Annotated in this window: 22 protein-coding genes, 1 pseudogene and 1 riboswitch; of the genes and pseudogenes, 7 read left to right on the forward strand and 16 right to left on the reverse strand. The window is 35.3% G+C overall.

The genetic code is table 11. The features are described from left to right. Positions 1-162 precede the first annotated feature (162 nt). The 8 genes from ACZ42G_RS09475 to nifH are packed head-to-tail and all read right to left on the reverse strand — an operon-like array spanning position 163 to position 7,801. Entirely contained in the window at positions 163-1,515 is a 1,353-nt protein-coding gene (locus tag ACZ42G_RS09475; protein WP_464850206.1) for a nitrogenase component 1, read from the reverse strand. Continuing rightward, entirely contained in the window at positions 1,508-2,866 is a 1,359-nt protein-coding gene (gene nifE, locus ACZ42G_RS09480; RefSeq protein WP_274892987.1) for a nitrogenase iron-molybdenum cofactor biosynthesis protein NifE, read from the reverse strand. The genes ACZ42G_RS09475 and nifE overlap by 8 nt, the downstream gene beginning before the upstream one ends. A 54-nt stretch (positions 2,867-2,920) precedes the next feature. Further along, positions 2,921-3,289 (reverse strand): P-II family nitrogen regulator, encoded by a 369-nt coding sequence (locus ACZ42G_RS09485; RefSeq protein WP_464850208.1) that lies wholly within the window; start codon positions 3,287-3,289, stop codon positions 2,921-2,923. A 12-nt stretch (positions 3,290-3,301) separates the two neighbouring features. Beyond that, complete coding sequence (locus ACZ42G_RS09490; RefSeq protein ID WP_094045828.1) at positions 3,302-3,619, reverse strand: P-II family nitrogen regulator; 318 nt, start codon at positions 3,617-3,619, stop codon at positions 3,302-3,304. Positions 3,620-3,633: 14 nt separating this feature from the next. Further along, on the reverse strand, positions 3,634-3,972 hold the full coding sequence (locus ACZ42G_RS09495; RefSeq protein ID WP_464850210.1) for a HesB/IscA family protein: 339 nt from the start codon (positions 3,970-3,972) through the stop codon (positions 3,634-3,636). Positions 3,973-3,991: 19 nt separating this feature from the next. Continuing rightward, complete coding sequence (locus tag ACZ42G_RS09500; protein WP_464850212.1) at positions 3,992-5,338, reverse strand: nitrogenase component 1; 1,347 nt, start codon at positions 5,336-5,338, stop codon at positions 3,992-3,994. A 17-nt stretch (positions 5,339-5,355) separates the two neighbouring features. Then, positions 5,356-6,963, reverse strand: a complete 1,608-nt coding sequence (nifD, locus tag ACZ42G_RS09505; protein ID WP_464850214.1) for a nitrogenase molybdenum-iron protein alpha chain — start codon at positions 6,961-6,963, stop codon at positions 5,356-5,358. A 19-nt stretch (positions 6,964-6,982) separates the two neighbouring features. Next, on the reverse strand, positions 6,983-7,801 hold the full coding sequence (gene nifH / locus ACZ42G_RS09510) for a nitrogenase iron protein (protein ID WP_209454169.1): 819 nt from the start codon (positions 7,799-7,801) through the stop codon (positions 6,983-6,985). A 549-nt stretch (positions 7,802-8,350) separates the two neighbouring features. On the opposite strand from nifH, the gene ACZ42G_RS09515 reads away from it, so the two are divergent. The 5 genes from ACZ42G_RS09515 to efeU all read left to right on the forward strand — a co-directional run bounded on the left by ACZ42G_RS09515 (position 8,351) and on the right by efeU (position 12,186). After that, positions 8,351-9,172: a radical SAM protein gene (locus ACZ42G_RS09515; protein ID WP_464850216.1), complete on the forward strand. Its 822-nt coding sequence runs from the start codon at positions 8,351-8,353 to the stop codon at positions 9,170-9,172. Beyond that, complete coding sequence (locus ACZ42G_RS09520; RefSeq protein WP_464850218.1) at positions 9,169-9,507, forward strand: NifB/NifX family molybdenum-iron cluster-binding protein; 339 nt, start codon at positions 9,169-9,171, stop codon at positions 9,505-9,507. The genes ACZ42G_RS09515 and ACZ42G_RS09520 overlap by 4 nt, the downstream gene beginning before the upstream one ends. A 2-nt stretch (positions 9,508-9,509) precedes the next feature. Further along, positions 9,510-10,298, forward strand: a complete 789-nt coding sequence (gene modA, locus ACZ42G_RS09525; RefSeq protein ID WP_464850220.1) for a molybdate ABC transporter substrate-binding protein — start codon at positions 9,510-9,512, stop codon at positions 10,296-10,298. A 20-nt stretch (positions 10,299-10,318) separates the two neighbouring features. Beyond that, on the forward strand, positions 10,319-11,095 hold the full coding sequence (locus tag ACZ42G_RS09530; protein WP_464850221.1) for an ABC transporter permease: 777 nt from the start codon (positions 10,319-10,321) through the stop codon (positions 11,093-11,095). Positions 11,096-11,364: 269 nt separating this feature from the next. After that, the gene (efeU, locus tag ACZ42G_RS09535; RefSeq protein ID WP_274892996.1) at positions 11,365-12,186 is read left to right on the forward strand and encodes an iron uptake transporter permease EfeU; all 822 of its coding nucleotides are present in this window, start codon (positions 11,365-11,367) and stop codon (positions 12,184-12,186) included. Between the two features lie 131 nt (positions 12,187-12,317). Here efeU and splB read toward each other — a convergent pair whose 3' ends face one another. The 7 genes from splB to ACZ42G_RS09570 form a co-directional block, all read right to left on the reverse strand. Further along, entirely contained in the window at positions 12,318-13,340 is a 1,023-nt protein-coding gene (gene splB, locus ACZ42G_RS09540) for a spore photoproduct lyase (RefSeq protein WP_464850223.1), read from the reverse strand. Between the two features lie 102 nt (positions 13,341-13,442). Further along, positions 13,443-14,072, reverse strand: coding sequence for a thiamine phosphate synthase (gene thiE / locus ACZ42G_RS09545; RefSeq protein WP_464850225.1), 630 nt, complete (start codon positions 14,070-14,072; stop codon positions 13,443-13,445). A 2-nt stretch (positions 14,073-14,074) separates the two neighbouring features. Beyond that, a complete protein-coding gene (gene thiM, locus ACZ42G_RS09550) occupies positions 14,075-14,875 on the reverse strand; it encodes a hydroxyethylthiazole kinase (RefSeq protein ID WP_464850227.1) in 801 nt (266 codons plus the stop codon). Further along, on the reverse strand, positions 14,868-16,049 hold the full coding sequence (gene cytX / locus ACZ42G_RS09555; protein WP_464850229.1) for a putative hydroxymethylpyrimidine transporter CytX: 1,182 nt from the start codon (positions 16,047-16,049) through the stop codon (positions 14,868-14,870). Before cytX ends, thiM begins: the two co-directional genes overlap by 8 nt. Beyond that, positions 16,039-16,848 carry a bifunctional hydroxymethylpyrimidine kinase/phosphomethylpyrimidine kinase gene (gene thiD / locus ACZ42G_RS09560; protein ID WP_464850231.1) on the reverse strand — a complete coding sequence of 270 codons (810 nt, stop codon included), beginning with the start codon at positions 16,846-16,848 and terminating at the stop codon, positions 16,039-16,041. The genes cytX and thiD overlap by 11 nt, the downstream gene beginning before the upstream one ends. A 66-nt stretch (positions 16,849-16,914) precedes the next feature. Then, a riboswitch (TPP riboswitch) is annotated at positions 16,915-17,030 on the reverse strand. 50 nt (positions 17,031-17,080) lie between these two features. Then, entirely contained in the window at positions 17,081-18,814 is a 1,734-nt protein-coding gene (locus tag ACZ42G_RS09565) for an ABC transporter ATP-binding protein (protein ID WP_464850233.1), read from the reverse strand. An 87-nt stretch (positions 18,815-18,901) separates the two neighbouring features. Further along, positions 18,902-19,996 carry a 4Fe-4S binding protein gene (locus tag ACZ42G_RS09570; RefSeq protein ID WP_464850235.1) on the reverse strand — a complete coding sequence of 365 codons (1,095 nt, stop codon included), beginning with the start codon at positions 19,994-19,996 and terminating at the stop codon, positions 18,902-18,904. A gap of 499 nt (positions 19,997-20,495) precedes the next feature. Between ACZ42G_RS09570 and ACZ42G_RS09575 the strand changes: the two genes are divergently transcribed. Together ACZ42G_RS09575 and ACZ42G_RS09580 are read left to right on the forward strand one after the other, a co-directional pair. Further along, entirely contained in the window at positions 20,496-21,392 is an 897-nt protein-coding gene (locus tag ACZ42G_RS09575; protein ID WP_464850237.1) for an acetamidase/formamidase family protein, read from the forward strand. A 166-nt stretch (positions 21,393-21,558) separates the two neighbouring features. Next, positions 21,559-22,770, forward strand: a pseudogene (locus ACZ42G_RS09580) (APC family permease); the annotation flags it as partial. 69 nt (positions 22,771-22,839) lie between these two features. Here ACZ42G_RS09580 and pelA read toward each other — a convergent pair. Continuing rightward, on the reverse strand, positions 22,840-24,405 hold the full coding sequence (pelA, locus tag ACZ42G_RS09585; RefSeq protein ID WP_274893007.1) for a pectate lyase: 1,566 nt from the start codon (positions 24,403-24,405) through the stop codon (positions 22,840-22,842). Positions 24,406-24,630: the final 225 nt, after the last annotated feature.

Consider the following 24,630-nt stretch of genomic DNA (forward strand, 5'->3'; position numbering starts at 1 on the left):
ACCTTCTTAGTGGAATCATAGAATTCTACTTATTCGCTTTTTTTATTTTAAAATAGTCTCTTATTTAAACTGAATCTCACTTCCGTAATACAGTAATTATAAATGATGTAAATTTAAATGATTTTGGCATCTTTTTAAGTGATATTGAGTTAATACTACTCCTTACATTGCCTTATAATATTTTTCATACATATCCTTCCTATACGTCTTATATTTATTTTCCAACAATGTGTTTGTAACCATATCAAGAAAATTTAACGTTCCAGTGTAGCCTACAGATAATATTCTCTGTCCTCCGACTCTATCTAGTATAGGGAATCCCATACGTACAAGCGGTATACCACCTTTTTCGGTTAGATATTTTCCGTCAGATGGACCTATTGCGATATTTACTTCCTTTTCTTCTGATAATTTCAACATATGACTAAAGTCAGTTTCATCAATAATTGTAATGTCATCATTTAGGGAATTATCTTCACTGGCAATTAATTCTTTTAATCTTTGGGCCCTGCTTCCGGTTGCAATTAAAAGAGGATGTATCCCATTTTCCATACATGTAGTAAATACAGAATACACCATTTCAGGATCCCCAAAGATAGTGCATCTTCCCTCAAAATTGTATTTGTGGGAATCTATCATTCCGTCAAGAAGTCTGCCTCTTTCCATTTCTATAGATTTTGGTATTGGATTACCTGTAATTTCATTTAACAATTTTAAAAACGCATCTGTGTTTCTTAATCCTATTGGTATCGGCACTTTATAAAGCGGCACATTAAATCTATCTTGAAGATATTTACCCGGTGTTTCTTCATAATTTATACCTATTTCAATTGTTGCAATAGATCCTCCCATAGATATTATGTCAGATATTTTTGTGCCACCATCAGGGATTTTTTTGTAAGGGAAATTAAAAGGACTATCCAACGTATCAGAATAATCAGGAAATAGAATGTACGGTATTTTCATAAGTTCGAGAAGTCTCTTTATCTCTCTTAAATCCGCTGTGCTTATATTTGGTACAATTACGTTTATCCTGTCATGTTTTTCTTTGTCTGTGGAAAGCTCCTCAACTATCCTGTATGATGTTTTTACAAACCCTTCACTGTGTGTTCCACCATATCCAGGGGTTGGTGATGTTATTATTGGTATCCTTATATTCCTGGATGCTTTATACTCTGACTTTATTCTGTCTATATCTTCACCTATCGTTTCAGCAAGGCATGTGGTAAGTATCCCTATGCAATTGGGGTTATACACTTTAATCACATTGTCGAGAGCTTTAATAAGGTTTTTCTCGCCACCGTACACCGTTCCTTTCTCGTTCAGCGATGATGATGCAACATCAATTGGCTCATGATAGTGCTCAGCGATGTGTCTCCTCATGTATGTTGCACAGCCTTGAGAGCCGTGCAGCAATACCATAGATTTTTCGATTCCCCTAAATGCAATTATACCGCCTAAAGGCATACACATATTGCATGGATTTTCATTTACGCTTTTATACGTTTCATACATATCTGTTCACCCCATCTTTCACATATTTCCATACCGGCGAGCATGCTGTTGTATAGACTTCTTCAGCAAAATTGATTGCGCCTTCATAGCCGCTTAAGGGGTGTTTTCTGTCGTGATTGTGGTCGATAAATGCGATACCCATCTTGTATGATAGAAATCTCTCCTTAACACCGCCGGCTAGAATGTCTGCACCCTTTTCAACCATAAATTTTTCAAGTTCTGATGGGTTTGCATCATCCAGTATAACAGTGCCATAATCTGCTATTTCTTCAATCTTTTCATATTCGTCCTTTTGTCCATTTTGTGTACCAATTACGACTACATCTATCCCCAACTCTCTAAACTGCTTAATAAGGGATATTGCCTTGAATCCGCCCCCAACAAAAATAGCAGCCTTCTTGCCCTTTAAATATCTTTTATATTTTTCGATTACAGGCTTTACCATTTTAGTTTTCTCTTCTATTAGTTTTTCTGTTTTTAACGTAACATCCTTGTCATTAAAAAATGATGCAATTTTCCTGAGAGAATTTGAAGTATCTTCAATACCTAAAAATGATACTTTCATATAGGGTATGCCAAAAGTTTCTTCAAACTTTTTTGCAAGATACGTCATAGAGCCTGCGCATTGAACGATATTTAAACTGGAAGCTGTTGCTTTTTTCAATGATTCAAAATTTGAATCACCGGTAAATATTGTATTCACTTTTAGACCCATTTGATTAAGGTATCCTTTTATTATCCATGCCTCACCTGCAAGATTAAAATCACCCATGTAGTTTATACTTAAAGGTTCTTTTTTTAATACAGGAAATTCTTTAATTAGGTCTAAAAGTGAATTGCAGGCAGCTTTATAACCTGCAGCTTTATTTCCGATGAAACCGCTGGATTCTACAGGCACAACATAAATATTGTACTTCTTTGATGATTCTTTACACACAGCTTTTATATCATCGCCAATTACGCCGGCAATACATGTTGAATATACGAAAATAAGTTTCGGCTTATATTTTTCGTATATTTCATCTATGCACTTAGATAGCTTTTCTTCTCCTCCAAAAATTACATCGCTTTCTTTCAAATCAGATGAAAAGCTATTTCTGAAAAGCTCTGAGCCGCTTGACAGACTTCCCCTTATGTCCCACGTATAACTGGCACAGCCGATAGGACCATGGACCAGATGTACAGCATCTTCTATAGGATTTAATACGACTCTTGCACCACTGTATACACATGCTCTCTGACTTACACTACCTGCAACGCTATCAGTATTACATATAAATTCCTTCTTATGATGTTTTCCCTTCATCTTTATAAATTTCTCTCTTTCAGGTATGTCAAGTCTCAGTTCCATAATACCACCACCTTTTTAAAATAGAGAAGCCTATAAGAGGCTTCCCTACAAATTTTATTTTATTGCACTTAAACCAATTTCAGATGTCCTTATGCGAATTGCATCAGTAATAGGCAAAACAAAAATTTTTCCATCCCCTGGATAGCCCGTATTATTTGTCTTTATTATGGTTTCAACAATTTTAGGAACATCTACATCATCTGCAACAATCGAAATCAATCTTTTTGGAATGAACCTTACATCTACGTCTGCCTCATCCAACATAAACTCATCCATCACTGGATCAATTTCGCCAATGAATCCTTTCTGCTTGCCTCTGCCACTTACACTTAGTATTGACATAGGCGAAAAACCAAGTCCATCTAGAGCCGTTTTTGTTTCATGAAGTTTCTGTCTCCTGATGATTGCTACAATCTCCTTCATAAGTAATCCTCCTCATAATTCTTTATTGCCAGTTCTAATTGTGTATGCTTCATCTACTTCACTTATAAATATCTTGCCATCACCTATGTTTCCTGTTCGAGCATTGCTTTCTATCAGGTTAACTATCTTTGATATATCCTCATCTTTTGCTACAATCATAAGCAAAATTTTTGGTAATTCGTCATATACAATAGGACCTACTTGTATTCCCTTTTGTTTACCACGCCCAAATATGTGCATTTTCGTCATGGAACTGTATCCATTTTTGTCAAGAGCCTCAACAACTTGCTTCTCTTTTTCTGGCCTTATTATAGCACGTACCATTTTCATATGAATATCCCCTTTCAATTAATATAATCACAATCGCTATATCTGGCACAAGTTAAACATAGCGAATTAAAACTATGTGGCATATTTATGAAAAACCTATTGTACTTGTTATCATACTCAATTACACTGTACTTCAGGTAATTAAGATCTGATTTGTCAATATAGATATACAAATCATCATACTCTAAAATTTCATCATTTTCATTAAAATTATCAGCAACCGCAAAACCGGCTAGAAATCCTTCTTCTGTTGGAACTGTATATATTCTCAAACCTGTAGCTTCAGTTTTATTAGGCAAATTATTTAAAATTTTTCTTAACTGTGATATTGCCTCATCTGACAGCTTAACCATAATATTCACCTCTTCAAATCTACATTATAAGCTCCAGAAGATGTTCTGGCGATTTAGCATCCTTGTAGTCAAGAAGAGTGTTTCCTGTTCTTTCAACAAGCCATGCTGTCCCTTTATATCCTACAATTGGGAAATGTTGAAGATTTGCTCTGTCTAGAATTGGGAAGCCAACTCTTAAAAGGGGCAAATCATACTCTTTTGCAAGATACTTTCCATGGCTATTGCCAAATAACATATCAACAGGTTTTTTATCAAGTTGTTCTTTTAGATACCATAAATCGCTATCTGATGAAACATATGCATCTGGAACCATAGATTTTACTGTTTTTTCCCATTCACTGCTGTAAGTCCCTGTCAAAGCATACAAAACATTTATCCCTAAATCATTTGCATATCCAACTATAGCTTCAACAATATCGGGATCTCCAAATACTGCAGCTTTTTTATTGAACCAGTGTGCATGTGCATCCAGCATCATATCCACAAGCCTTCCTCTTTCTTCTTCAAGTTCGTAGGGTATAGGCTTACCTGTTATTTCACTTAACTTCATAATAAATTTGTCTACATTGCTTATGCCGATAGGCAGTGGAAGCACCTCATACGGTACATCGTACATTTCTTTTAAAGATTCTGCAGGGTCGATTCCTGCTTCTCTGCCTAGAACTATGGTAGCTATCGAATTTCCCATGTCTTCTATTTCAGATATGGTGGTGCCTCCCTTCTGATACAAGTGTATCTCGCCTGTCATAGGTGCATCTAACACATCAGAGATATCGGGTAAAATGATTGCATCAATCCCCATTATCTTTAATATTCTTTTAATTTCCCGCAAATCACCGGGGCTTAATAATCCAGGAATAATGTTTATTTTCCCATTTGGTGAGCTTTTTTTGGCAAAAGTCTCTATAGCTGATTTAACCATGTTAGAAAAACCTGTCACATGAGAACCTACGTAACTTGGTGTACTGGCTGTAAATATTTTGACATCTTCTGGTATCTCGCCACTTAAACGCATCTCATTTATCGTGCCAGGAACATCATCGCCGATAGTTTCCGCTGAACATGTTGTGGATATTCCAATTACTTTTGGTTTGTAAATGCTTAATATATTTCGTATCGCCTGCTTTAGGTTTCCTACACCCCCAAAGACAACTTGTGCTTCTGAAAAAGAGCTTGTTGTTGTCGGTATAAATTCCCTGAAGTGGCGAGTAAGTTGCATTCTTAAATACGATGTGCAACCCTGTGAACCGTGGCTGTGTGGCATGCATTGGTGTATACCAAGGCACGCCCAAACAGCTCCAAGCGGCTGACACGTTTTTAGAGGATTTACCGTAAGGTATTTGCGTTCAGTAGTATTGCATTCCATTTTTGATTCTCCTTTCGCTATTTTTTCCACGGTGGAGTCACCTCTTTCCAAATAGGATTATTTATAGCCATATCCATATCTCTTGCAAAATTTACAGCACCTTCAAATGAACTGTAAGGCCCACTGTAGTCATATGAATGTATCTGTCTTGAAGGAACCCCCATCTTTTGAAATACATATCTGTCTTTAATACCTGATAAAAATATGTCAGGCTTCAAAGCTTTTATAAGCTCTTCAGTCTCGTGATGGTTGAAATCATCAATGACGATGGAGCCTTCATCCATGTGAACCATCATTCCTTCGTAATTCATGAAGTGATCCGGCATCTTGCTCTTCATTTCTTCTATTTTCTCCTGAGGATATGCTGGTTCTGTCACTCTTTCAAAATGATATGTGTCAAGTATCTTGTGATGTGGTGCTTCTTTTATCTCAGGTATTATTTTACGTCCTTCATAATCATCCCGATGGGCAAATTCATAGCCGGCAACAATTGTCTCCATGCCGATGTCTTTCAGCAAGTCTTGATAATGGTGTGCACGAGAACCTCCCACAAAAAGTATTGCTCTCTTGCCTTTAAGCCTTTCTTTATAATAGTCAAGTCTAGGTTTTATTTTCATAAGCTCTTCTTCAATAACTTTTTCAGTGTTTTCGTATATCATTGGATCGTCAAAGAATTTAGCCATTTCCCTTAATGATTCTATTGTGGAAGTTATGCCTATATAATTTACTTTAAGCCATGGAACTCCAAATTTTTCTTCCATCATGCGGTTTGTGTAGTTTATAGATCTGTGGCACATCAGTATTGAAAGTTTCGCTCTGTGAGCCTTTGCAAGATCATCGTATTTTGAGTCGCCTGTAAATACACTTACAACGCGATATCCTATCTTTTGAAGCAGATCTTTTACTAACCACACATCACCACCAATATTGTATTCGCCGAATATGTTGATATCATACGGTGTCGGGTCTTCAAGTTCCTCTGTCCCAACTATATCCATTATAAGGGTATTGCTGGCAAGATGATGACCGGCAGATTGGCTGACACCTTTATAACCTTCGCAGCTTACAGTAATCACTTTTATGCCCAGCTCTTCTTCGGCCCTTTTGGCGACAGCTTTTATGTCATCACCAATAAGTCCCACAGGACATGTTGCGTATATGCCTATAACTTTCGGTTTAAATATTTCATACGCTTCTTTTATAGCGCCATAAAGTTTTTTCTCGCCACCGAAGACTACGTCTTTTTCCTGCATATTAGTAGAAAAGCAATTTTTTATGAAATAGTTATAGCCTTCTTCTGGCTCTGCAAGATTTCTCCTTGTATTCCATGTGTAGTATCCACATCCAATTGGTCCATGTGTCAAATGAAGAATGTCCTTTACAGGTCCAAAAACGACACCCTTTGCGCCTGCATAACTACATCCCCTGTTTGTCATAATCCCCGGAATCGTGGCAACGTCTGCCATTATATGTTGCTCCTCGCTTGGATCTATCACTACAAGGTGCGTTTTTCTCTCTTTTTTAACCTTCTTAGGATAAGATTCTGTAATATCTTCAATCAATTTTTTGTTTTTTTCAACTAGACTTTCCATCATATCATCTTGAGCATGATTTCTTTCGATCATTTATAGCCCCCCTTTCAAACTAATCCATAAGTCCATATTCTATGAGAAGTTTCTCCAGTTCATCTGTTGGCATTGGATTTGGTACCACAAACATGTCATTTTCATCAATTCTTTTCGCCAGCTCTCTATACACATCTGCCTGTGGTGCCTGTGGATCATAATCAATGACAGTCTTTTTGTTTATCTCAGCACGCTGGACGATATTGTCCCTTGGAACAAAGTATACAAGCTGTGTCCCTAGTTTTTTGCAAAATGCCTTTAGTAGTTCTTCTTCGTTGTCAACTTTTCTAGAATTGCAAATAATACCGCCTAACCTCACACCTCCTTGATTTGCATACTTTCTAATTCCCTTGCAGATGTTGTTTGCAGCATACATCGCCATCATCTCACCACTAGCCACTATATATATTTCTTTTGCTTTGCCTTCACGAATAGGCATTGCAAAACCACCACAAACGACATCACCAAGGACGTCATAAAAGACATAATCAAGGTCGTCTTCATAAGCTCCTAAGTTTTCCAGCATATTTATCGATGTGATGATACCACGCCCTGCACAGCCAACGCCTGGCTCAGGGCCGCCTGATTCTACGCATTTTGTATTGCCATAGCCAGAACGCATAATATCGTCAAGTTCTATGTCTTCACCTTCATCCCTTATAGTGTCAAGAACTGTTTTCTGATTTAATCCATGAAGCAAAAGCCTTGTTGAATCTGCTTTTGGATCGCATCCAACTACCATGACTTTTTTACCCATTTCTGACAATGCTGCAACAGTGTTTTGTGTCGTTGTTGATTTTCCAATACCACCTTTACCATAAATAGCTACTTGTCTCATCGTTAAAAACCTCCTTAAATTTTTCAATATCTTCATATTTTTTATTAGTATCTAGATAAAAATTACAATAACGCCAAAATCATCACCCCCTAACAAAATAACGCCATGCATATATACAGTGAAAATATATATACATGGCCCCTTTGCCAAAACAAAAAGTGCTTTTCTCTGTTTAAGAAAAGCACCATTGCTTACTACCATATATAATTTTTAAGTCTAAATATTAAACATAGCCGTCTTTTGGAATAAAGCAAAATAGATATGTCAAATAAAATTATGTATTAAGAAAGTTTAGCAAAAATTTATTGTTGTTAAAATGATATCAGTATTTTTATTAAATGTCAAGCAAAAAATTTTAATACTTTACAAAAATAAAGTATTGACATTGAAAATATACTATGCTATTATATTTTCAATAATTTTCATAAATAAAAAAATAAAAGACGAAGAAGTCTTTAGCCATTTGGTTAAAGACTTTTTTTATTAGGCACTGGAGCCTTTAATCAGTCGGTTAAAGGCTCCAAAATTTTTTATAAGGAGAGGATGAAGATGAATAAAGAATTTAATACGGTAGGTTTTGGGCACCCATGTTTTAATCCTGATGCGACTTTATATCACGGCAGGGTGCATCTGCCTGTAGCACCTAAGTGCAATATAAAGTGCAAATACTGCGACAGAAAGACAGGGTGCGTAAATGAAAACAGACCCGGCGTAACAACTAAAGTTATGGATCCGTATGAAGCAATATTATATGCTAAAAAAATGTTAAAAAGAGAGCCTCGCATTTCTGTCATAGGAATAGCAGGCCCTGGCGACCCGCTTTACAACGATGAGACATTTTTAACTTTTAAATTGATTTCCTTAGAATTTAAAGACATGATCAAATGCTTAAGCACAAATGGACTGCTTTTAAGCGATAAGCTACCTCTTTTAATAAACTGCGGTGTAAGTACAATCACAGTGACAATAAATGCTATAGATCCTAACATAGGCAAAAAAATATACGATTATGCAATTTACAAAGATAATACGTACAAAGGAATAGATGCAGCAAAATTGCTTATAGAAAAACAGCTAGAAGGCATAGAAGCTGCTTGTGACAACGGCTTACTTGTGAAGGTCAATACTGTCTTGATACCTGGCATAAATGATAAGCACATAGATGATATAGCAAAAAAAATAAAGGAACTTGGTGTATACATCATGAACATAATGCCCCTTATTCCACAGGCTGAATTTTCACATTTAAAAGCACCTAAGTGCAATGAACTTGAAAAAGTAAGGCTTCAAAATTCAAAAATTATAAGTCAGATGTACCACTGCAGGCAGTGTAGAGCTGATGCTTCAGGACTTTTAGGTGATGACATATGATGCATAGAATTGCTATCGCATCAAGAGATGGCAAAATGGTTAACGAACATTTTGGACACGCAAGAAGATTTATCATCGTTGATTTATATGATGATGGAAATTATTTTGTCCGTGAAGTCAGAGAATGTATAAATGCATGTGGTGGTGATAATTTTTACGACAGAATGAATATTGTAATAGACAAAATCAAAGATTGCGAGGCAGTCTTCGTATGCATGATAGGAAATGCAGCCATAATGCGGCTCAAAGAAAGAGGAATCAAAGCATACGTAAACCCCAGCTTTATAGAAGATGTGCTTAAAGATTATATGATAAATTCCGTTGGTGGTGATTAACAATGAAAGACCAAAAAATTATTTTGCTAATATTATCTATCTTTTTAATCATTTTAATAGTAACAGGATGCGATATAAATGCCAGTGAAAGCAGCAATAAATTCTTGACAGTTTTTGTTGCTGCAAGCTTAAAAGATTCTATGGATACAGTTGTCAAGCAGTTTGAAAGATTAAATCCAGGTGTAAAAATAATCTTAAATTCTGCTGGAAGCCAGACATTGAGGACGCAAATAGAACAAGGAGCATACGCTGACATATTTATTTCTGCTGATGAAAGAAACATGACACCACTTCACAGCGAAAATCTTGTTGAGGCACCTAAAACATTATTATATAACAAGCTTATTGTCATCGCATATAAAGATAGCAGCATAAATAGCTTTATGGATATAAAAAACTCCGGAGTGAAATTAGCTCTTGCAGATGAATCTGTCCCTGCCGGTAAATATGCACTTGATATGCTGTCAAAAATCGATGCTGACTATAAAGGGTTCAAGGAAGCAACACTTAGAAATGTCGTTACAAAAGAAGTAACTGTTACAGATGTTGCACAAAAGGCTGCAATGGGTGAAGCAGACGCTGGCATTGTTTATGTAACTGATGCAAAGCCATTTTGGGGCAAAATAAAAGTTATTAACATACCTGATAAATACAATGTCATTGCAACATATCCTGCTGCTATCGTTAAAAATACTAAATACAAGACTTTATCTTCGAAATTTCTTGATTTTTTATTAAATGGAGATGGCAAAAAGATATTAAGGGATTATGGATTTATAATGAAAGAATAATTATTAAAGAGGTGTTTCAAATGGCGTATATTTATTTGCCCATATCAATTTTAATTTTTTTCTTATTAATACCTTTTATTTCGCTAATAATTAAAACTCCTTTAAATATAATAGTAGCTGAAATCACATCTAGTCCTGCAATCAATGCACTACTGCTCAGTATCATATCATCCAGTGTAACTGTCGTCATCACATTTTTATTTGGAACACCTCTTGCATACTATATTGCATTTAAAAAAGGAAAGATATCTACGTTTGCCGAATACCTTGTTGACATACCTGCAGTTTTACCACCTTCAGTTGCAGGAATTGCCCTTTTGATGGCATTTGGTAGAGAAGGCATCATAGGAAAATTCTTGAGTTCAATAGGCATACAAATATCATTTACAGTGATAGCCGTAATATTAGCGCAGATTTTCATATCATCCACATACTACATCAAAGTAGCTTATTCTTCATTTATGTCTGTCGATAGAACAATATGGGAAGAATCACAACTAATTGGTGTCAACGATTTTAAACTGATGACAGCAATATACATACCGATAACAAAGAGATTTCTCATAACTGGACTTATAAGCACATGGGCAAGAGCTATTGGCGAATTCGGAGCAACTATCATCTTTGCCGGCAATCTAGAGGGAAAGACGAGAACAATGCCGCTAGCCATATACACTGCAATGCAAAGTGACTTAAACTACGCTTTAAGCCTTTCTGTTATAATGGTCATGTGCTCTTTTATCATAATCTACCTTTGCAGATTTATGATTATTAAAAAAGATGCTGATAGATTTTAAAAAATATCCCGGCTCCTTAATGTACTTCCTATCAAGTAGACAGTAAAAAGTTCTTAATGTCGTCAATCATTTGATTATGGTTGACGACATTTTTATGTGGTTTGATTCATAAAAGATACCATTTGTACCATATTGTTGAATCTCTTTTGATAGCAATAGTTGCGAAATATCTGGTATTTTTATCCATTTATTGACAAGTGATAGTTGATAATTTATAATATAAATGATAATGAAAATCAAAATCAATAATAAAGGAGGATTTATATTATATGGTAGGTAGTTTCCTAATAACTTTACGGGAAGGTATAGAAGCAGCATTGATTTTAGGTATTATACTTGGATATCTGTCTAAAATTGGGCATAACTCTTTAAAAAAGAATGTATATTATGGAGTAGGATATGCTTTTTTATTAAGCATTCTTTTGGCATACATATTTAAAATTTTTTCAGTCGAATTTGAGGGCATGGCAGAACAGCTTTTTGAAGGAATTGTCATGCTACTGGCTGTAGTATTAATTACTTCAATGATTTTATGGATGCAAAAACAAAGTAAAGACTTGAAAGGAAATTTAGCAAGAGAAATTGACATGGTCATCGAAAACAACAGTTCATGGGGTATTATCGTTATTTCGTTTATTTCTGTGTTCAGGGAAGGAGTAGAGATTGTTCTATTTTTGCAAGCAAGCCTGACACAAAGCAGTGCTATAGTATCGTTTGTCGGCGCATCTTTGGGCCTTATAGCTGCAGTTATATTAGCTTATTTTATTTTTAAGACATCCATTAAATTAGATCTTAAAAAGTTCTTTAAGATTACAGGAGGACTGTTGATATTCATATCTGCAGGGTTACTTGCGCAGGGTATTCATGAATTACAGGAAGCACATATTTTACCGGTAATTATAGAACATTTATATGATATTAATGGAATTATCAATGAAAAAGGAACATTTGGAAGCTTTTTAAAAGCTATGTTCGGCTATAATGGAAATCCATCATTATTGGAAGTAATATCATATATTGTTTATATTGCCGGTATAGGAAAATTATTTTTTGTCTCAACAACAAAAGATGCTAAAAGCAATAATTTTTAAAAAATTCAACCTCCACCTACTAAATCATGTGGGTTAAGTATACCATTTAGGCAGTAAAAGCTTCTACACTAAAAATCTTTTTCGTGTAGAAGCTTTTTAAAATCCACTATAAACTTATTTGACATTTAGATTCATATTATATATTTAATGACATTGTCAACGAATATTGACTTTATTTCATTTGTAAAAAATTCTTTCATTTCATATATCTCATCATTTTTATACATGAATTTTTTATAGCCAAACTGGCCAAATCTACAAACCCTTTCTTCATCATTCATAGGCAGTGTATTTTCGGGGAAAATCTCTGATATGGTACTTTTGGCTTTTGCTGTGTATCTGTGCGAAATGATTTCAAATGTTATTGAATATGCAGTTTTTTCAGGTATGCTTTCCTTTATCTTAAATAACAGCTCTTTATAATCTTTTTGCCAATTGTCATACAAAAAAACAGGCGCTATCAAAAAACCCATAGGATAGCCTGATTCAATTATTTTCCTGCTAGCTTCCAATCGTTTATCTAATGATGGAGTCCTCTTTTCATATTCGTTTATTACTTTCTCTGTATTTAAACTAAATCTCACTTCTGTATGGCCATTATGTTCAATATCAAGAAGTGTATCTATGTCTGTAAACTTAGTGACAAATCTAAATCTTCCACTTTCGCTTTTGCTAAAAAATTCTATCGCGGATTTTAGAATGTTTGTATACGGTTCTACTGGCACTGGGTCTGATGTTGCCGAACCTTCAAAAATTGTCTTTTCAGGTTTCCTTTCTTCAATATAATCGTTAGCCCACATAAATATATCATCTATGTTTACATTAACCTTTATGTATGGCCTTTCGCTTAAATTTGTATTAAGATAACAATACTGACATTGACCCGCACAACCCGATAGCAAAGGTAACTGATAATTGGCTGATGGGTTGCATGATTGAAAATCAAGTTTTTTCTTTATGCCCACAACCAAAGTATTTTTCCCTTCTTTATAATAATCTCGCAAATTGTCTCCTGGTATATGTTCTTTTATCCTATTTCCTTTCATCTCTATAATCTCAACTTCTTTTTTGCCTTTGAAAAAATTGTATATATTGTGTCCAATTTCATAGTCTATAGCATTCTTTTCAAAAATAATACGCCTAGGAATAAACATTTTTGTACTCCTTTTTCAGTTATTTATTCATTTTTATTCTTAGCGCATTTCAAATATTATATGCAAAAAGCACATCCTATCTAAAAGAATGTGCTTTTCATACTACTTTGATATAGCATCTCTTAAGCGCCTTGTGGCAAAACCTATATCATCTGATGCCATGATCTCTGATACGACAGAAATACCATCAACACCTGTCCTCATTACATCTGGTGCATTGCTGTATTTTATGCCCCCAATTGCCACAACAGGAATCTTTACTGCATCTTTTATTTCTTTTAAATTCAAAAGCCCTATTGCTTCACCGATGTCTTTCTTTGTGCCTGTATAGAATACTGCGCCTGCTCCTATGTAGTCAGCACCATCTCTTTCTGCCTCTACGGCTTCATCTACGCATCCAGCAGATATGCCGATTATCTTATTATCGCCCATGATCTTTCTCGCAATGCTGCATGGCAGATCTTCTCGACCTAGGTGAACTCCATCTGCATCAATGGACAGTGCTATATCGATTCTGTCATTTATTATAAATGGAATGCGGTATTTCGCCGCAATATCTTTTAATCTCTTAGCAATCTCGTAAAACTCTCTTGATGAAATATCCTTTTCCCTAAGCTGTAGCATAGTAACGCCGTTTTGCAATGATTCTTCTACAGCATCGTAAAAATCTCTACCAGCCTTCAAAAGGTTTCTGTCAGTGACCAAATAAAGAGATACATCAAAATCTTTCATGCTTACGCCTCCAATACTTCAATATCAGCGTATTTCCTTATCATGTCAGAATCTATAAGGTACAGATAATCTATAAATTTTGTCCTAAATGTCCCAGGCAAGTTGCACTCTTTTTCCGCCAATTCCCCTGCTATATTCATGATAAGAAGGGCAGCCAATGACGATACCACTTTGTCATGGCTGCATGCAGACGTAGCCGCCATTATTGCGCCTAAAGTACATCCTGCACCTGTTATCTTTGTAAATAAATGTGTACCATTTTTAACTTTTACTACTCTTTTCCCATCGCTTATATAGTCTTCTTTTCCTGTCGACACGACAACCGTATTTGTTAACTTTGCAAGTTTTACACAAGAATCAACATTTCCACTGTCATCTAAAGAATCTACACCTTTCACATTTGCACTTTCACCTGATAAAGCATTTATCTCACCGCCGTTTCCCTTGATAATGCTTATATCACCTATCTTTAAAAGCATGTTTACAAAATCAACCCTGCTTTTTATAGCAGCACATCCTACAGGGTCTAAAACAACTGGTTTTTTGTGGTCTCTCGCCGACACTACAGAATTGATTATTGTCTCTTTAGTTTCATTATTGATAGTACCTATATTTACGTACAAAGCATTCGAAATTGCTGTAAAATCGTACGCTTCGTCCGGTGACATTACCATCGCAGGAGATGCCCCTATACTTAGTAGTGCATTGGCATTATCGTTTATTACGACGTAGTTTGTTATAGCGTGGACAAGCGGCACTTCTTCTTTTAATCTTTCTAAAACTTTTATTGCTTCTTCAACCATAAATTTTCTCCTCTCTCTTATTTAAAGATTTCATAATTGGATAGATTACAGCAGTCAAAATAATCGTACCTATTGTGGGCGTTATAAACCATTTTGATAGATTTGTACCAAAATACGTAAGATAATTGTAGAATATCGTACCTACTGCAAAAGAAATCGTGGCAGGCACATTTAAGAAGCTATGGCTTTTGCTTTTCATCAAAAAGAAATCTTCAAATACAACCGTATATGCGGGAATAAATACACTTCCTATGGCGTACAAAAAGTTTTGGTAATTATCCATTGGGAACAAATATGCGGCAATAATCCCCACAATGGAATATATAATAAGCAGACTTTTTCTGCTTAATTTAGCTTTTACAATAGAAAGTGTTGAAATGGCAGCGGAATACACATCCATAAAAGTCGTTGTAACCGTCGACAAAAGTATAATAAGAAGCGGTACAATTCCCGTTTTTATTGATGCAAAATATGAGATTATGTCTTTTCCGCCTGTTTTCAAAGCCACATAAAGCCCTATAAAATACATGAAGCAGCTTGCTATGAAATATCCTGCGAATGTATATATAAAACTGGACTTTCCATCCTTAGCATTTATAGTGTAATCTCCTACCAGTGGAAGCCATGATACAGGCATAGCAACGGCAAGTTCCACTGCACCGCTGAAGCTCATGTCTCCGGCTACATATCCAACCTTTCCCGCCTTCAAATACAATACAACAAATATAGTCAAGATAAATAAAAGCACAACAGCAATATCGTTTATCCAGTAAGCTTCATTGTCAAAGAATAATGTCCACAATAAAACAGATATGCCAACGACAAAAATTCCAATAGCAGTAGACATGCCTATAGCACCGTTGAAAGCCTTTGCAGACTGTATTATCATTACAGCCGTCCAGCCAACCAATTGAAGCACATTTAAAAGCCCTATAAATACCATGCCTTTCTCGCCCAGGACACCTTTTGTGGACTCTATCGCAGGTTTCTTAACTCTAAAGGACATAAGCCCTCCTAAAGCAAAAAACAGAGTGCCAATGATGTGACCTAACAATATGCTTAAAATTCCTTTAGTTAAGCCTAATGGTGCAAAATACGAACCAGTAAAAACCTCTGCAATGGATATGGCCGCACCTGCCCATATTAAAAAAAGCGTTGAGTTTTTAATCTTCATAGTCAATACCTGCTTTCTTATAAAGATCTACTAAATGTCCTACAGGTCCTACACCTTTACCTATCTCAAGAGAATTTTTAATAGCCTCTGTTATGTAACTTTTTGCGTTTATTACTGCATCTTTCAAGCTTAATCCTCTACCAAGGTACGAAGCTATTGCAGATGAGTAAGTGCATCCTGTTCCATGTGTATTTTTGGTGTCGATCCTCTCCTGTGGCAAAAGTAAAAATTCACTTCCATCGTAGAATACATCAGTAGCATTTTCTAAAGAATGACCACCTTTTACAACGACAGCTTTTACACCCATATCGATGATTTTTTTAGCAGCCTCCTTCATGTCATCAATTCCCTCAATATTCATTCCAGTAAGCTCACACGCCTCCGGTATATTTGGAGTAATGATATCTGCCATAGGCAAAAGTTTTGTCTTTAATGCGTCTATGGCGTCTTCTTTTAGAAGGTAATATCCGCTTTTTGATATCATGACAGGGTCTAACACGACGTTTTTTGGATTCCATCTTTTAAGTGATGATGCAATAGCGTCAATGATATCTTGGCTTGATACCATACCTATCTTTACAGCATCTACCGCCGTATCATCAAATACGCAATCTATCTGCTTTTTGATGATATCAGCATCCATCTCTCTTACATCAAAGACACCTACCGTGTTCTGCGCCGTCACTGCCGTAATGACGCACATGCCGTATACTCCAAGAGCGCAAAACGTCTTTAAATCTGCCTCTATGCCAGCACCGCCAATGCTGTCAGAGCCTGCAATCGTAAGCAACTTCTTCACATCGATTCCTCCTTTTTTGTATGCCTTGAGGAAATACAAAATGAAAAAAGTGTGCCGGATAAGCACACTCAAAGTCCAATGTACTCCCTACGCCGGCATTATCCAGATCAGGTTATGGGTCATAGCAGAAATAGCTGCTAACTCTCAGCCGGGCTATCACCCCAGCTCCCCAGACAAAAATATTTACTTTTACTTTATTTTAACACAAATTATCTGACTTGTACAGGATATTTCACCATATCGTCAAATTTTCCTGTTGATAGCTGTACAGATTATAGTACACGCCCTTCCTATTCATAAGCTCCTCATGTGTACCTTCCTCTTCTATTCCATTTTCAGTAAGCACTATTATACGCTTAGCATTTCTAATGGTGCCCAATCTGTGGGCGATTATGAGGGTAGTCCTGTTTTTCGATAGATTTTCAATAGACTGCTGAATAATCGATTCACTTTTATTGTCAAGCGATGATGTCGCTTCATCAAGTATAAGTATTGGAGGATTTTTTAAGAACATCCTTGCAATAGATATTCTCTGCTTTTGTCCGCCAGACAATTTAACGCCTCTTTCGCCAATATACGTATCATAACCATCTTTTAGCTCCATTATGAAGTCATGGGCATTTGCAGCTTTGGCTGCATTGATTATTTCTTCGTCAGTAGCATCTAATTTGCCGTATGCAATGTTTTCTTTTATCGTGCCCGAAAACAAAAATACATCTTGCTGGACAATGCCTATATTTTCTCTAAGCGATGATAGCTTCACATCCCTTATATCTATACCGTCAATTTTTATGGAGCCTGCATCTATCTCATAAAACCTCGGTATAAGGCTTAGAAGTGTGGTTTTACCTGCACCTGAGGGCCCTACTATTGCCACTGTCTCTCCATGTTTTATCTTAAGATTGATTCCTGACAGTACTTCTCTTTTATTGTCGTAGCTGAATGTGACATTGTCAAACTCAATATCGCCTTTCACATCTTTTAACTCTATCGCATCTTTTTTATCTGCTATCTCTGGCTCTGTATCCATAAGCTCTACAAACCGCCTAAAGCCAGCCATACCCTGCTGGTACTGCTCTATAAACCGCAAAAGAACAGTCAAAGGTTGCAAAAACTGGCTAATGTATATTATGTATGCCACTAAGTCACCTGTATTTATGAGGCCTTTTGATATAAAGTAGCCACCTGCTGCAAGAGTAATCACAACTGATATATTAGAAAGAAAATTTACACTAGAATCAAATATGCCAATATGCTTAACCGCTTTTGACCTGGCACTTTTATACATGGAGCTTTTATTATCGAATTTTAGGTTCTCAAATTTTTCCCTTACAAATGATTTGACGACCCTTATGCCTGTAATGCTTTCTTCTAATGTGGCATTCATCTGTGCCTGCGTTTCACGGACATTTTTCCATATAATTTCAAACTTATTGTTGTAAATATACATGTATATAAACATAAAAGGTATTATGGTAAATACAACCAGTGTCAGCCTCACATCAATTGTAAGCAAAAGTATGAATGTGCCTATTATCCTTATGATAGACAAAAAAAGGTCCTCTGGACCATGATGTGCTACTTCTGCTATCTCATTTAAGTCATTGACAACCCTTGACATTATATAACCTGTCTTTGTGTTGTCATAATAGTTCATAGAAAGTTTCTGAAGATGTGAAAAAGCATCTTTTCTCATATCGTACTCTATGCTTACACCTAAAACATGGCCATAGTATCCTACTATGTATTCAAGTATCATCCTTCCAAAGTACATTATAGCTAATAAAATTGCGAACCTGTATATAAGGTTAAAATCCTTGTTAGGTATGACGTTATTTATCACATTTCTTGTAACCATAGGAAAAACCAAATCTGAAGCAGATATAAAAAATGCACACACCATGTCAAGGATAAAAAGCCATATATGTGGCTTGTAATACGACGCAAATCTCTTTATAAGCCTCAAAAAAATCCCCCCAAATATAAATCAAAACAATTACTGCTAATGATTGATGTATCTCTAACATTAGTTTAATATGCCAACTAATAATTGTCAAATTTGTACAATAGACGATTTTTTAGTTTTCTTTTTTAATATACTTAAAACTTTCGTTGTATAAGATAATGTTTTTGTAGGACATGCATCAACACAATGGCCGCACCCTACACACCTTATATCAGAGACATCTTTACCGTAATATGCTGCACTTTTTATGTCTATACTCATTGGACATGATTCGTTGCATTGTCCGCATTGGATACATTTTGAATTATTTGTAGTTATTTTTTGCCCGGCGACTTTACTTATCAATCCTAAAACTGTTCCCAATGGACAATAATAACAATATCCTCTGCCTGTTAATGCAATCCAAAAAAACATAGCCATAAGAAGTTCGCCAGCAAGATACTTATACGATTCCATCTTACTTATCGCATCATAATTGCCACCTAAAAATGCTCCAGATAAAAATAATATCCACCAAATAGTGAAAAATAGCGATATAGCAAAGAATAACCATCTCAATAATGCAAATATTTTTATCCCCTTTTGATTTAGATGTTTTCTCTTACCCAAAAGAGGAAAAACAGGATCAAAAACTTCTGAAGCGAATCCATTGAAAAGACAAATTGTAGAGCATTGCCATCTTCTACCGTATAAAAAAGTTCCTATAAAAACGATTATGCTAACCAATACGTAGAATATTAATACACTTGAAATGCCTGCAACACCCCATATATGAAAATAACTTTTATAAAACGAGGAATTATGGTATAAAAGCTGCAACGGCACTGTCGTCCATGGAAGTGGCATTGAAAAGAAATATACATCGCCATTGTGGAAAAATAGTGGCATTATAATATGTACAATAAGTGCTGCAATGATTAAACCAATAAGGTTTGCTTTTCTCATTTTTGTCCTTTTCGACTTGCCTATTATGTTTATAGTGAGAAAACTGCCTATGATAATAAATATCGTCTTAATCCAGTTTTCGTAAAATTGCCAAATCCAATTTATCACATTGGCTACATTTTTAGGTGCTTTACTTGCATACCCATAATTTAATCCGGCTATGATTATGCACATGATAATATATGTCCACAAAATCGCTTTTAATAAAACAATATATTTATCCTTTTTGTTTGCCATGTATTTCCCCTCCATTCCTATATATTTCCACCACAATGCTTACAAACATTATATCATATTAATTATATTTTTAAATAGCTTGGCACATTCTCTGAATTAAGGAAATTGTACAATTAAACTCCAATTTCTGGAGCTAAAAAAATAATAACAAAACTAAGCATATCAATGCCTGCGAATAACTGCTATAAATGCAATAACAGCTCTACGAGCTGTTATTGCATTTAATTAATTAAGAAAGAGGAGGATCTTATATTTTGATCCCAATTACATTATATATTTTTTATAAAAAAAGTTAAGCGAAAAATTTTTAAACCTCAACAATGTTTTCAATTATGTTTGTTTCGTGATGCTTTCTCACTTTTACCTTTAAACTTTGGTAGATTCATTTTAGAAATTATAAAAACATTTTAATCATTAAAATATATTTTTATTGAATAACATCTTATTTAGGGCTATAATGAACTTAAACATAATTTACATAAAAAGGAGATGCTGGAATATGCATGAATTGACAAACGAGAAGTGCATCTTTAGCTTTTCAAGACACAACGATCCTGTACTTTATGTAAACGACGGAGAGGAGGTGAAGATAGAAACTTTAGATTGTTTTTCATGCCAAATCAAAACAAATGATGACAAGTTAGAAACAATGGATTGGGATAAAGTAAATCCCGCAATAGGTCCAATCTACGTGAATGGCGCAGAAGAAGGCGACACGCTTGAAGTGACAATCAAGAAAATCGACATTGATGACAAAGGCGTCGTTGCAACAGGGAAAGATTTGGGAGTTTTAGGTCATATGATGAATGATCTATATTCAAAAGTAGTTGAAATAAATGATGGCAAAGTCATTTTCAATGAAAAGCTCTCATTTCCTGTAAAGCCAATGATAGGTGTAATAGGCGTCGCACCAAAAGAAGGCGAAATAAACTGCGGCACACCTGGTCCCCATGGAGGGAACATGGATACAACACTTATAAGAGAAGGCTCTAAGCTTTATTTGCCTGTATTTGTGGATGGTGCACTTTTCGCATTAGGAGATTTGCACGCTGTAATGGGAGATGGAGAAATAGGCGTATCAGGTGTAGAAGTAAGCGGCACCGTTACTGTAAAGCTTAGAGTTTTAAAAAACTTAAAGCTAAATAATCCAATTGTCAAGACAAATGAAGTAACAGCCACAATCGCATCAAATGAATCAATAGAAAAAGCCATAGAAACAGCAGTAAAAGATATGGCAGAACTTTTCCAAAAAAATACTGACCTATCAATAGAAGAAATATCAACACTTTTTAGCATCTCCGGCAATGTCCAGATATCTCAAGTTGTTGATCCACTGAAGACAGCACGCTTCTCAATGCCAAACTGGGTTTTGGAGGCGTATGGAATAGAATTTTAATCAGGAGGTAATATTCTATGGATAACAAAAACGACAGCACTCTTGAAAAATTTGGTTATAAACAAGAATTAAAAAGAGCTCTATCTGTATGGGATCTCATCATTTACGGTCTCATATTTATGGTTCCAATCGCTCCTTTTGGTATCTATGGCTTCGTTGCTGACATATCAAAGGGAATGGTCGCTCTGGCATATCTAATAGGCATTATCGGAATGATATTCACTGCATTCAGCTATGCTTCAATGTCTGAGGCATTTCCAATAGCAGGTTCTGTTTACTCTTATGCGACAAATGGTTTAAACAAAGTCATCGGTTTTTTCACAGGATGGGCAATACTTCTTGATTATCTTCTTGTTCCCGCATTGTTGTACGTAGTAAGTGCCGCAGCATTAAGCAGCATATTTCCAGCCATTCCAATTGTGGTATGGGCATTGGCTTTCATAATCATTAATACAATCATTAATATATTGGGTATCGAATTTACAGCAAAATTCAACAGAATAGTCCTCATATTAGAATTAATCGTTTTAGCATTATTTGTAGTAGTAGGTGTATTATAGCTGTATCGCAAGGCATAGGAGGAGCACATTTTTCATTCAAAGCTTTCTACGATCCACAAAACTTTAGCCTAAGTTTAGTCATGAGTGCAGTTTCTATAGCAGTTCTAAGTTTTTTAGGTTTTGATGGAATAAGCACACTTGCAGAAGAAACAGTAGGAGGTAAAAAAACAGTCGGGAGAGCTACTGTATTAGCACTTTTATTTGCCGGAATACTTTTCATACTTCAGACTTGGGTCGCTTCAATGATATGGCCTGATTATAAATCTTTCAGTGATCTAAACACAGCTTTTTACGATGTGGCAAAAAGAGCAGGTGGTACATGGCTTATGTTAACTACTTCATTGGCTACTGCTTTCGCATGGGGCATTGCAAATTCATTGGCAGCTCAAGCAGCAGTGTCAAGAGTGCTTTTTAGTATGGCAAGAGATAAAAACCTACCTTCATTCTTGTCAAAAGTTCATCCAAAATACAAGACCCCATACATTGCAACTATATCCATAGCTGTTCTTTCAGCTATTCTCGTTATAATCTACAGCAATAGAATAGCTGATCTTACGTCAGTAATAAACTTTGGAGCCTTGACATCGTTCTTAGTCCTTCATATAACTGTAATTGTTCATTTTATTAAAAACAAATCATTAAATATATGGAAACACATTGTATCACCAGTTTTAGGCTTTTTAGTAATCTTCTATGTATGGATAAACTTAAACAACCACGCAAAAATTCTTGGGGCATCATGGATTGGAATTGGTATAATATATTACATCATACTTAAATTTGTCTTTAAGAAAAAGGTAGAAAATTTGGATGTATAAAACCTAAGGGCCTCTAAATCACATTGAGGCCCTTGCATTTTAAAAAACAATCAGTTTATCTGACCATTTTTAATTTTTTGCAAGCACATTATCATTTGGAGCCCACTTAGCTTGCCACTTCGGATAATCATTAGTAAGTAAGCTTTGTGGTGCAGATGTATACCAATTATATTTCATCCTTCTCTCATAGGAAATATCAGCTAAATTATATTTTTTAACTCCATCACGACTTGCAAATATCGGCCTATTGGTACCTATTTCATAAAATCGTGCCCAAAGTAAAGGTGCATTAGGATCTTTAACTACAATTCTATCTCCACCAAATTCCATAGTAGGATCATTTATTGTAACAACTTTTATACCACTTATTTTAACTTCATTGAACCATGCCACCGCAGATTGTATTGCATCAATAATTGCGGGACTTGGATTATCAATGCTCATCAAAAATCTCACGATTCCAACACTTTCCTGTCCACTAATTGATGGTAATTCATAGGAACGTCCTGTTGCCGGCTGTAGTGTATCTTTATCAATTTGGGCACACCATGCTGTCTTTTTACCATTAACTACAATTTGAGATTTTAAAATCAAATTTACACCTTTATCAAAGGCAGTTTTACATCTATCAACTCTTTCACTATCAACAAACGAATATAAATTATCTTTGTTTGTCATTACATCTCTTATTATAGTCATTATGTTTATCATTGCATTATCATTAAAAGTGATATTTTTTTGGTATCCGACTGGATCTGTTAAAAATTGTGGCCATCCACCATTATCATATTGACCATTTAGTATGTAATCTAAAGCTTTATCAAAACTTTCTTTATATTTTTCGTTTTTTGTGGCATTATACATTTTGGCTAGAAATTTCATTTCAGTAAATGTAGAATCATTATCAATAGTGGATTGCACTCTTACGTTTAAATCGCCAGGTCCTGTTATAGGTTTAGTCATATCAACATCAGGCTGTAATTTTATCCAACCACCATCGGGATTTTGAAATCCCATGACAACATCAGCAACTTTTTGTGATTCACTGCTTCCGTACCATTCAGCTGGCTGTGTCAATAATGTACTAAACGTTACAGATCCTCCTTTAGCAGGTCCTACGTTTTCAGCATTAGCCTTCATAATGACTGGAATAACTATTCTCGATCTATTTGATTCCCATTTAACTGGACAACCAAAACTTTCGAAGACAAATCTAATTGGTAAAAATACAGAACCATTTATCAATTTTGGCGCTATTGGGCTTTGAAGCTGCTTTCCATTAAATAAGGCATTAGTCTTGCCTACAAACATAACTAATGTATCATCATCAATTGACATTGTAATTGTCTGTGTCGATTCATCATATTTATATGTTTCACCAATTGCGTCAAATATATCTCTAAGTGGTGACAACACTGTTCCATTTTCATTAACTACTTTAGTTAGAAGCCCTTCTTCCAATTCATGATAAGCACCATCAATGGCAAAATTTGGTTCACTTGTGATAATGGTTATTGTTTTTGTAATTAACGATGACCTATCTAATGCAAAAGCAGTGTTTGAATTCACGAAAGTCATTAATGCAGAAATTAAAAACACAGTGCAAAAGAAAATTAAATTACTCTTCTTTAACATTGCTACCTCCCCCTTATACTTAAATTTAATTCTGATATTTTAAAGTTATTTATCACCCCCCATTAGCAACAATCTGCAAAAAGTCATTTTGTGAAAACACGCCATTTCTGTGAAATTACATATTTTAGATGTGGTGCTAAATAGTATATTTGTTAATTTCTTTGAATTTTACGTTAACGATAACATCAATAATATTATATACTCATTCATAGCAAAAGTCAATAT

The organism is Thermoanaerobacterium calidifontis (assembly GCF_055381745.1).

Bases quoted from the DNA above. Each gene is read 5' to 3' on its own strand.
- ACZ42G_RS09475 (WP_464850206.1), bottom strand. From the start codon at position 1,515: ATGTATGAAACGTATAAAAGCGTAAATGAAAATCCATGCAATATGTGT.
- nifE (WP_274892987.1), bottom strand. From the start codon at position 2,866: ATGGAACTGAGACTTGACATACCTGAAAGAGAGAAATTTATAAAGATG.
- ACZ42G_RS09485 (WP_464850208.1), bottom strand. From the start codon at position 3,289: ATGAAGGAGATTGTAGCAATCATCAGGAGACAGAAACTTCATGAAACA.
- ACZ42G_RS09490 (WP_094045828.1), bottom strand. From the start codon at position 3,619: ATGAAAATGGTACGTGCTATAATAAGGCCAGAAAAAGAGAAGCAAGTT.
- ACZ42G_RS09495 (WP_464850210.1), bottom strand. From the start codon at position 3,972: ATGGTTAAGCTGTCAGATGAGGCAATATCACAGTTAAGAAAAATTTTA.
- ACZ42G_RS09500 (WP_464850212.1), bottom strand. From the start codon at position 5,338: ATGGAATGCAATACTACTGAACGCAAATACCTTACGGTAAATCCTCTA.
- nifD (WP_464850214.1), bottom strand. From the start codon at position 6,963: ATGATCGAAAGAAATCATGCTCAAGATGATATGATGGAAAGTCTAGTT.
- nifH (WP_209454169.1), bottom strand. From the start codon at position 7,801: ATGAGACAAGTAGCTATTTATGGTAAAGGTGGTATTGGAAAATCAACA.
- ACZ42G_RS09515 (WP_464850216.1), top strand. From the start codon at position 8,351: ATGAATAAAGAATTTAATACGGTAGGTTTTGGGCACCCATGTTTTAAT.
- ACZ42G_RS09520 (WP_464850218.1), top strand. From the start codon at position 9,169: ATGATGCATAGAATTGCTATCGCATCAAGAGATGGCAAAATGGTTAAC.
- modA (WP_464850220.1), top strand. From the start codon at position 9,510: ATGAAAGACCAAAAAATTATTTTGCTAATATTATCTATCTTTTTAATC.
- ACZ42G_RS09530 (WP_464850221.1), top strand. From the start codon at position 10,319: ATGGCGTATATTTATTTGCCCATATCAATTTTAATTTTTTTCTTATTA.
- efeU (WP_274892996.1), top strand. From the start codon at position 11,365: ATGGTAGGTAGTTTCCTAATAACTTTACGGGAAGGTATAGAAGCAGCA.
- splB (WP_464850223.1), bottom strand. From the start codon at position 13,340: ATGTTTATTCCTAGGCGTATTATTTTTGAAAAGAATGCTATAGACTAT.
- thiE (WP_464850225.1), bottom strand. From the start codon at position 14,072: ATGAAAGATTTTGATGTATCTCTTTATTTGGTCACTGACAGAAACCTT.
- thiM (WP_464850227.1), bottom strand. From the start codon at position 14,875: ATGGTTGAAGAAGCAATAAAAGTTTTAGAAAGATTAAAAGAAGAAGTG.
- cytX (WP_464850229.1), bottom strand. From the start codon at position 16,049: ATGAAGATTAAAAACTCAACGCTTTTTTTAATATGGGCAGGTGCGGCC.
- ACZ42G_RS09570 (WP_464850235.1), bottom strand. From the start codon at position 19,996: ATGGCAAACAAAAAGGATAAATATATTGTTTTATTAAAAGCGATTTTG.
- ACZ42G_RS09575 (WP_464850237.1), top strand. From the start codon at position 20,496: ATGCATGAATTGACAAACGAGAAGTGCATCTTTAGCTTTTCAAGACAC.
- pelA (WP_274893007.1), bottom strand. From the start codon at position 24,405: ATGTTAAAGAAGAGTAATTTAATTTTCTTTTGCACTGTGTTTTTAATT.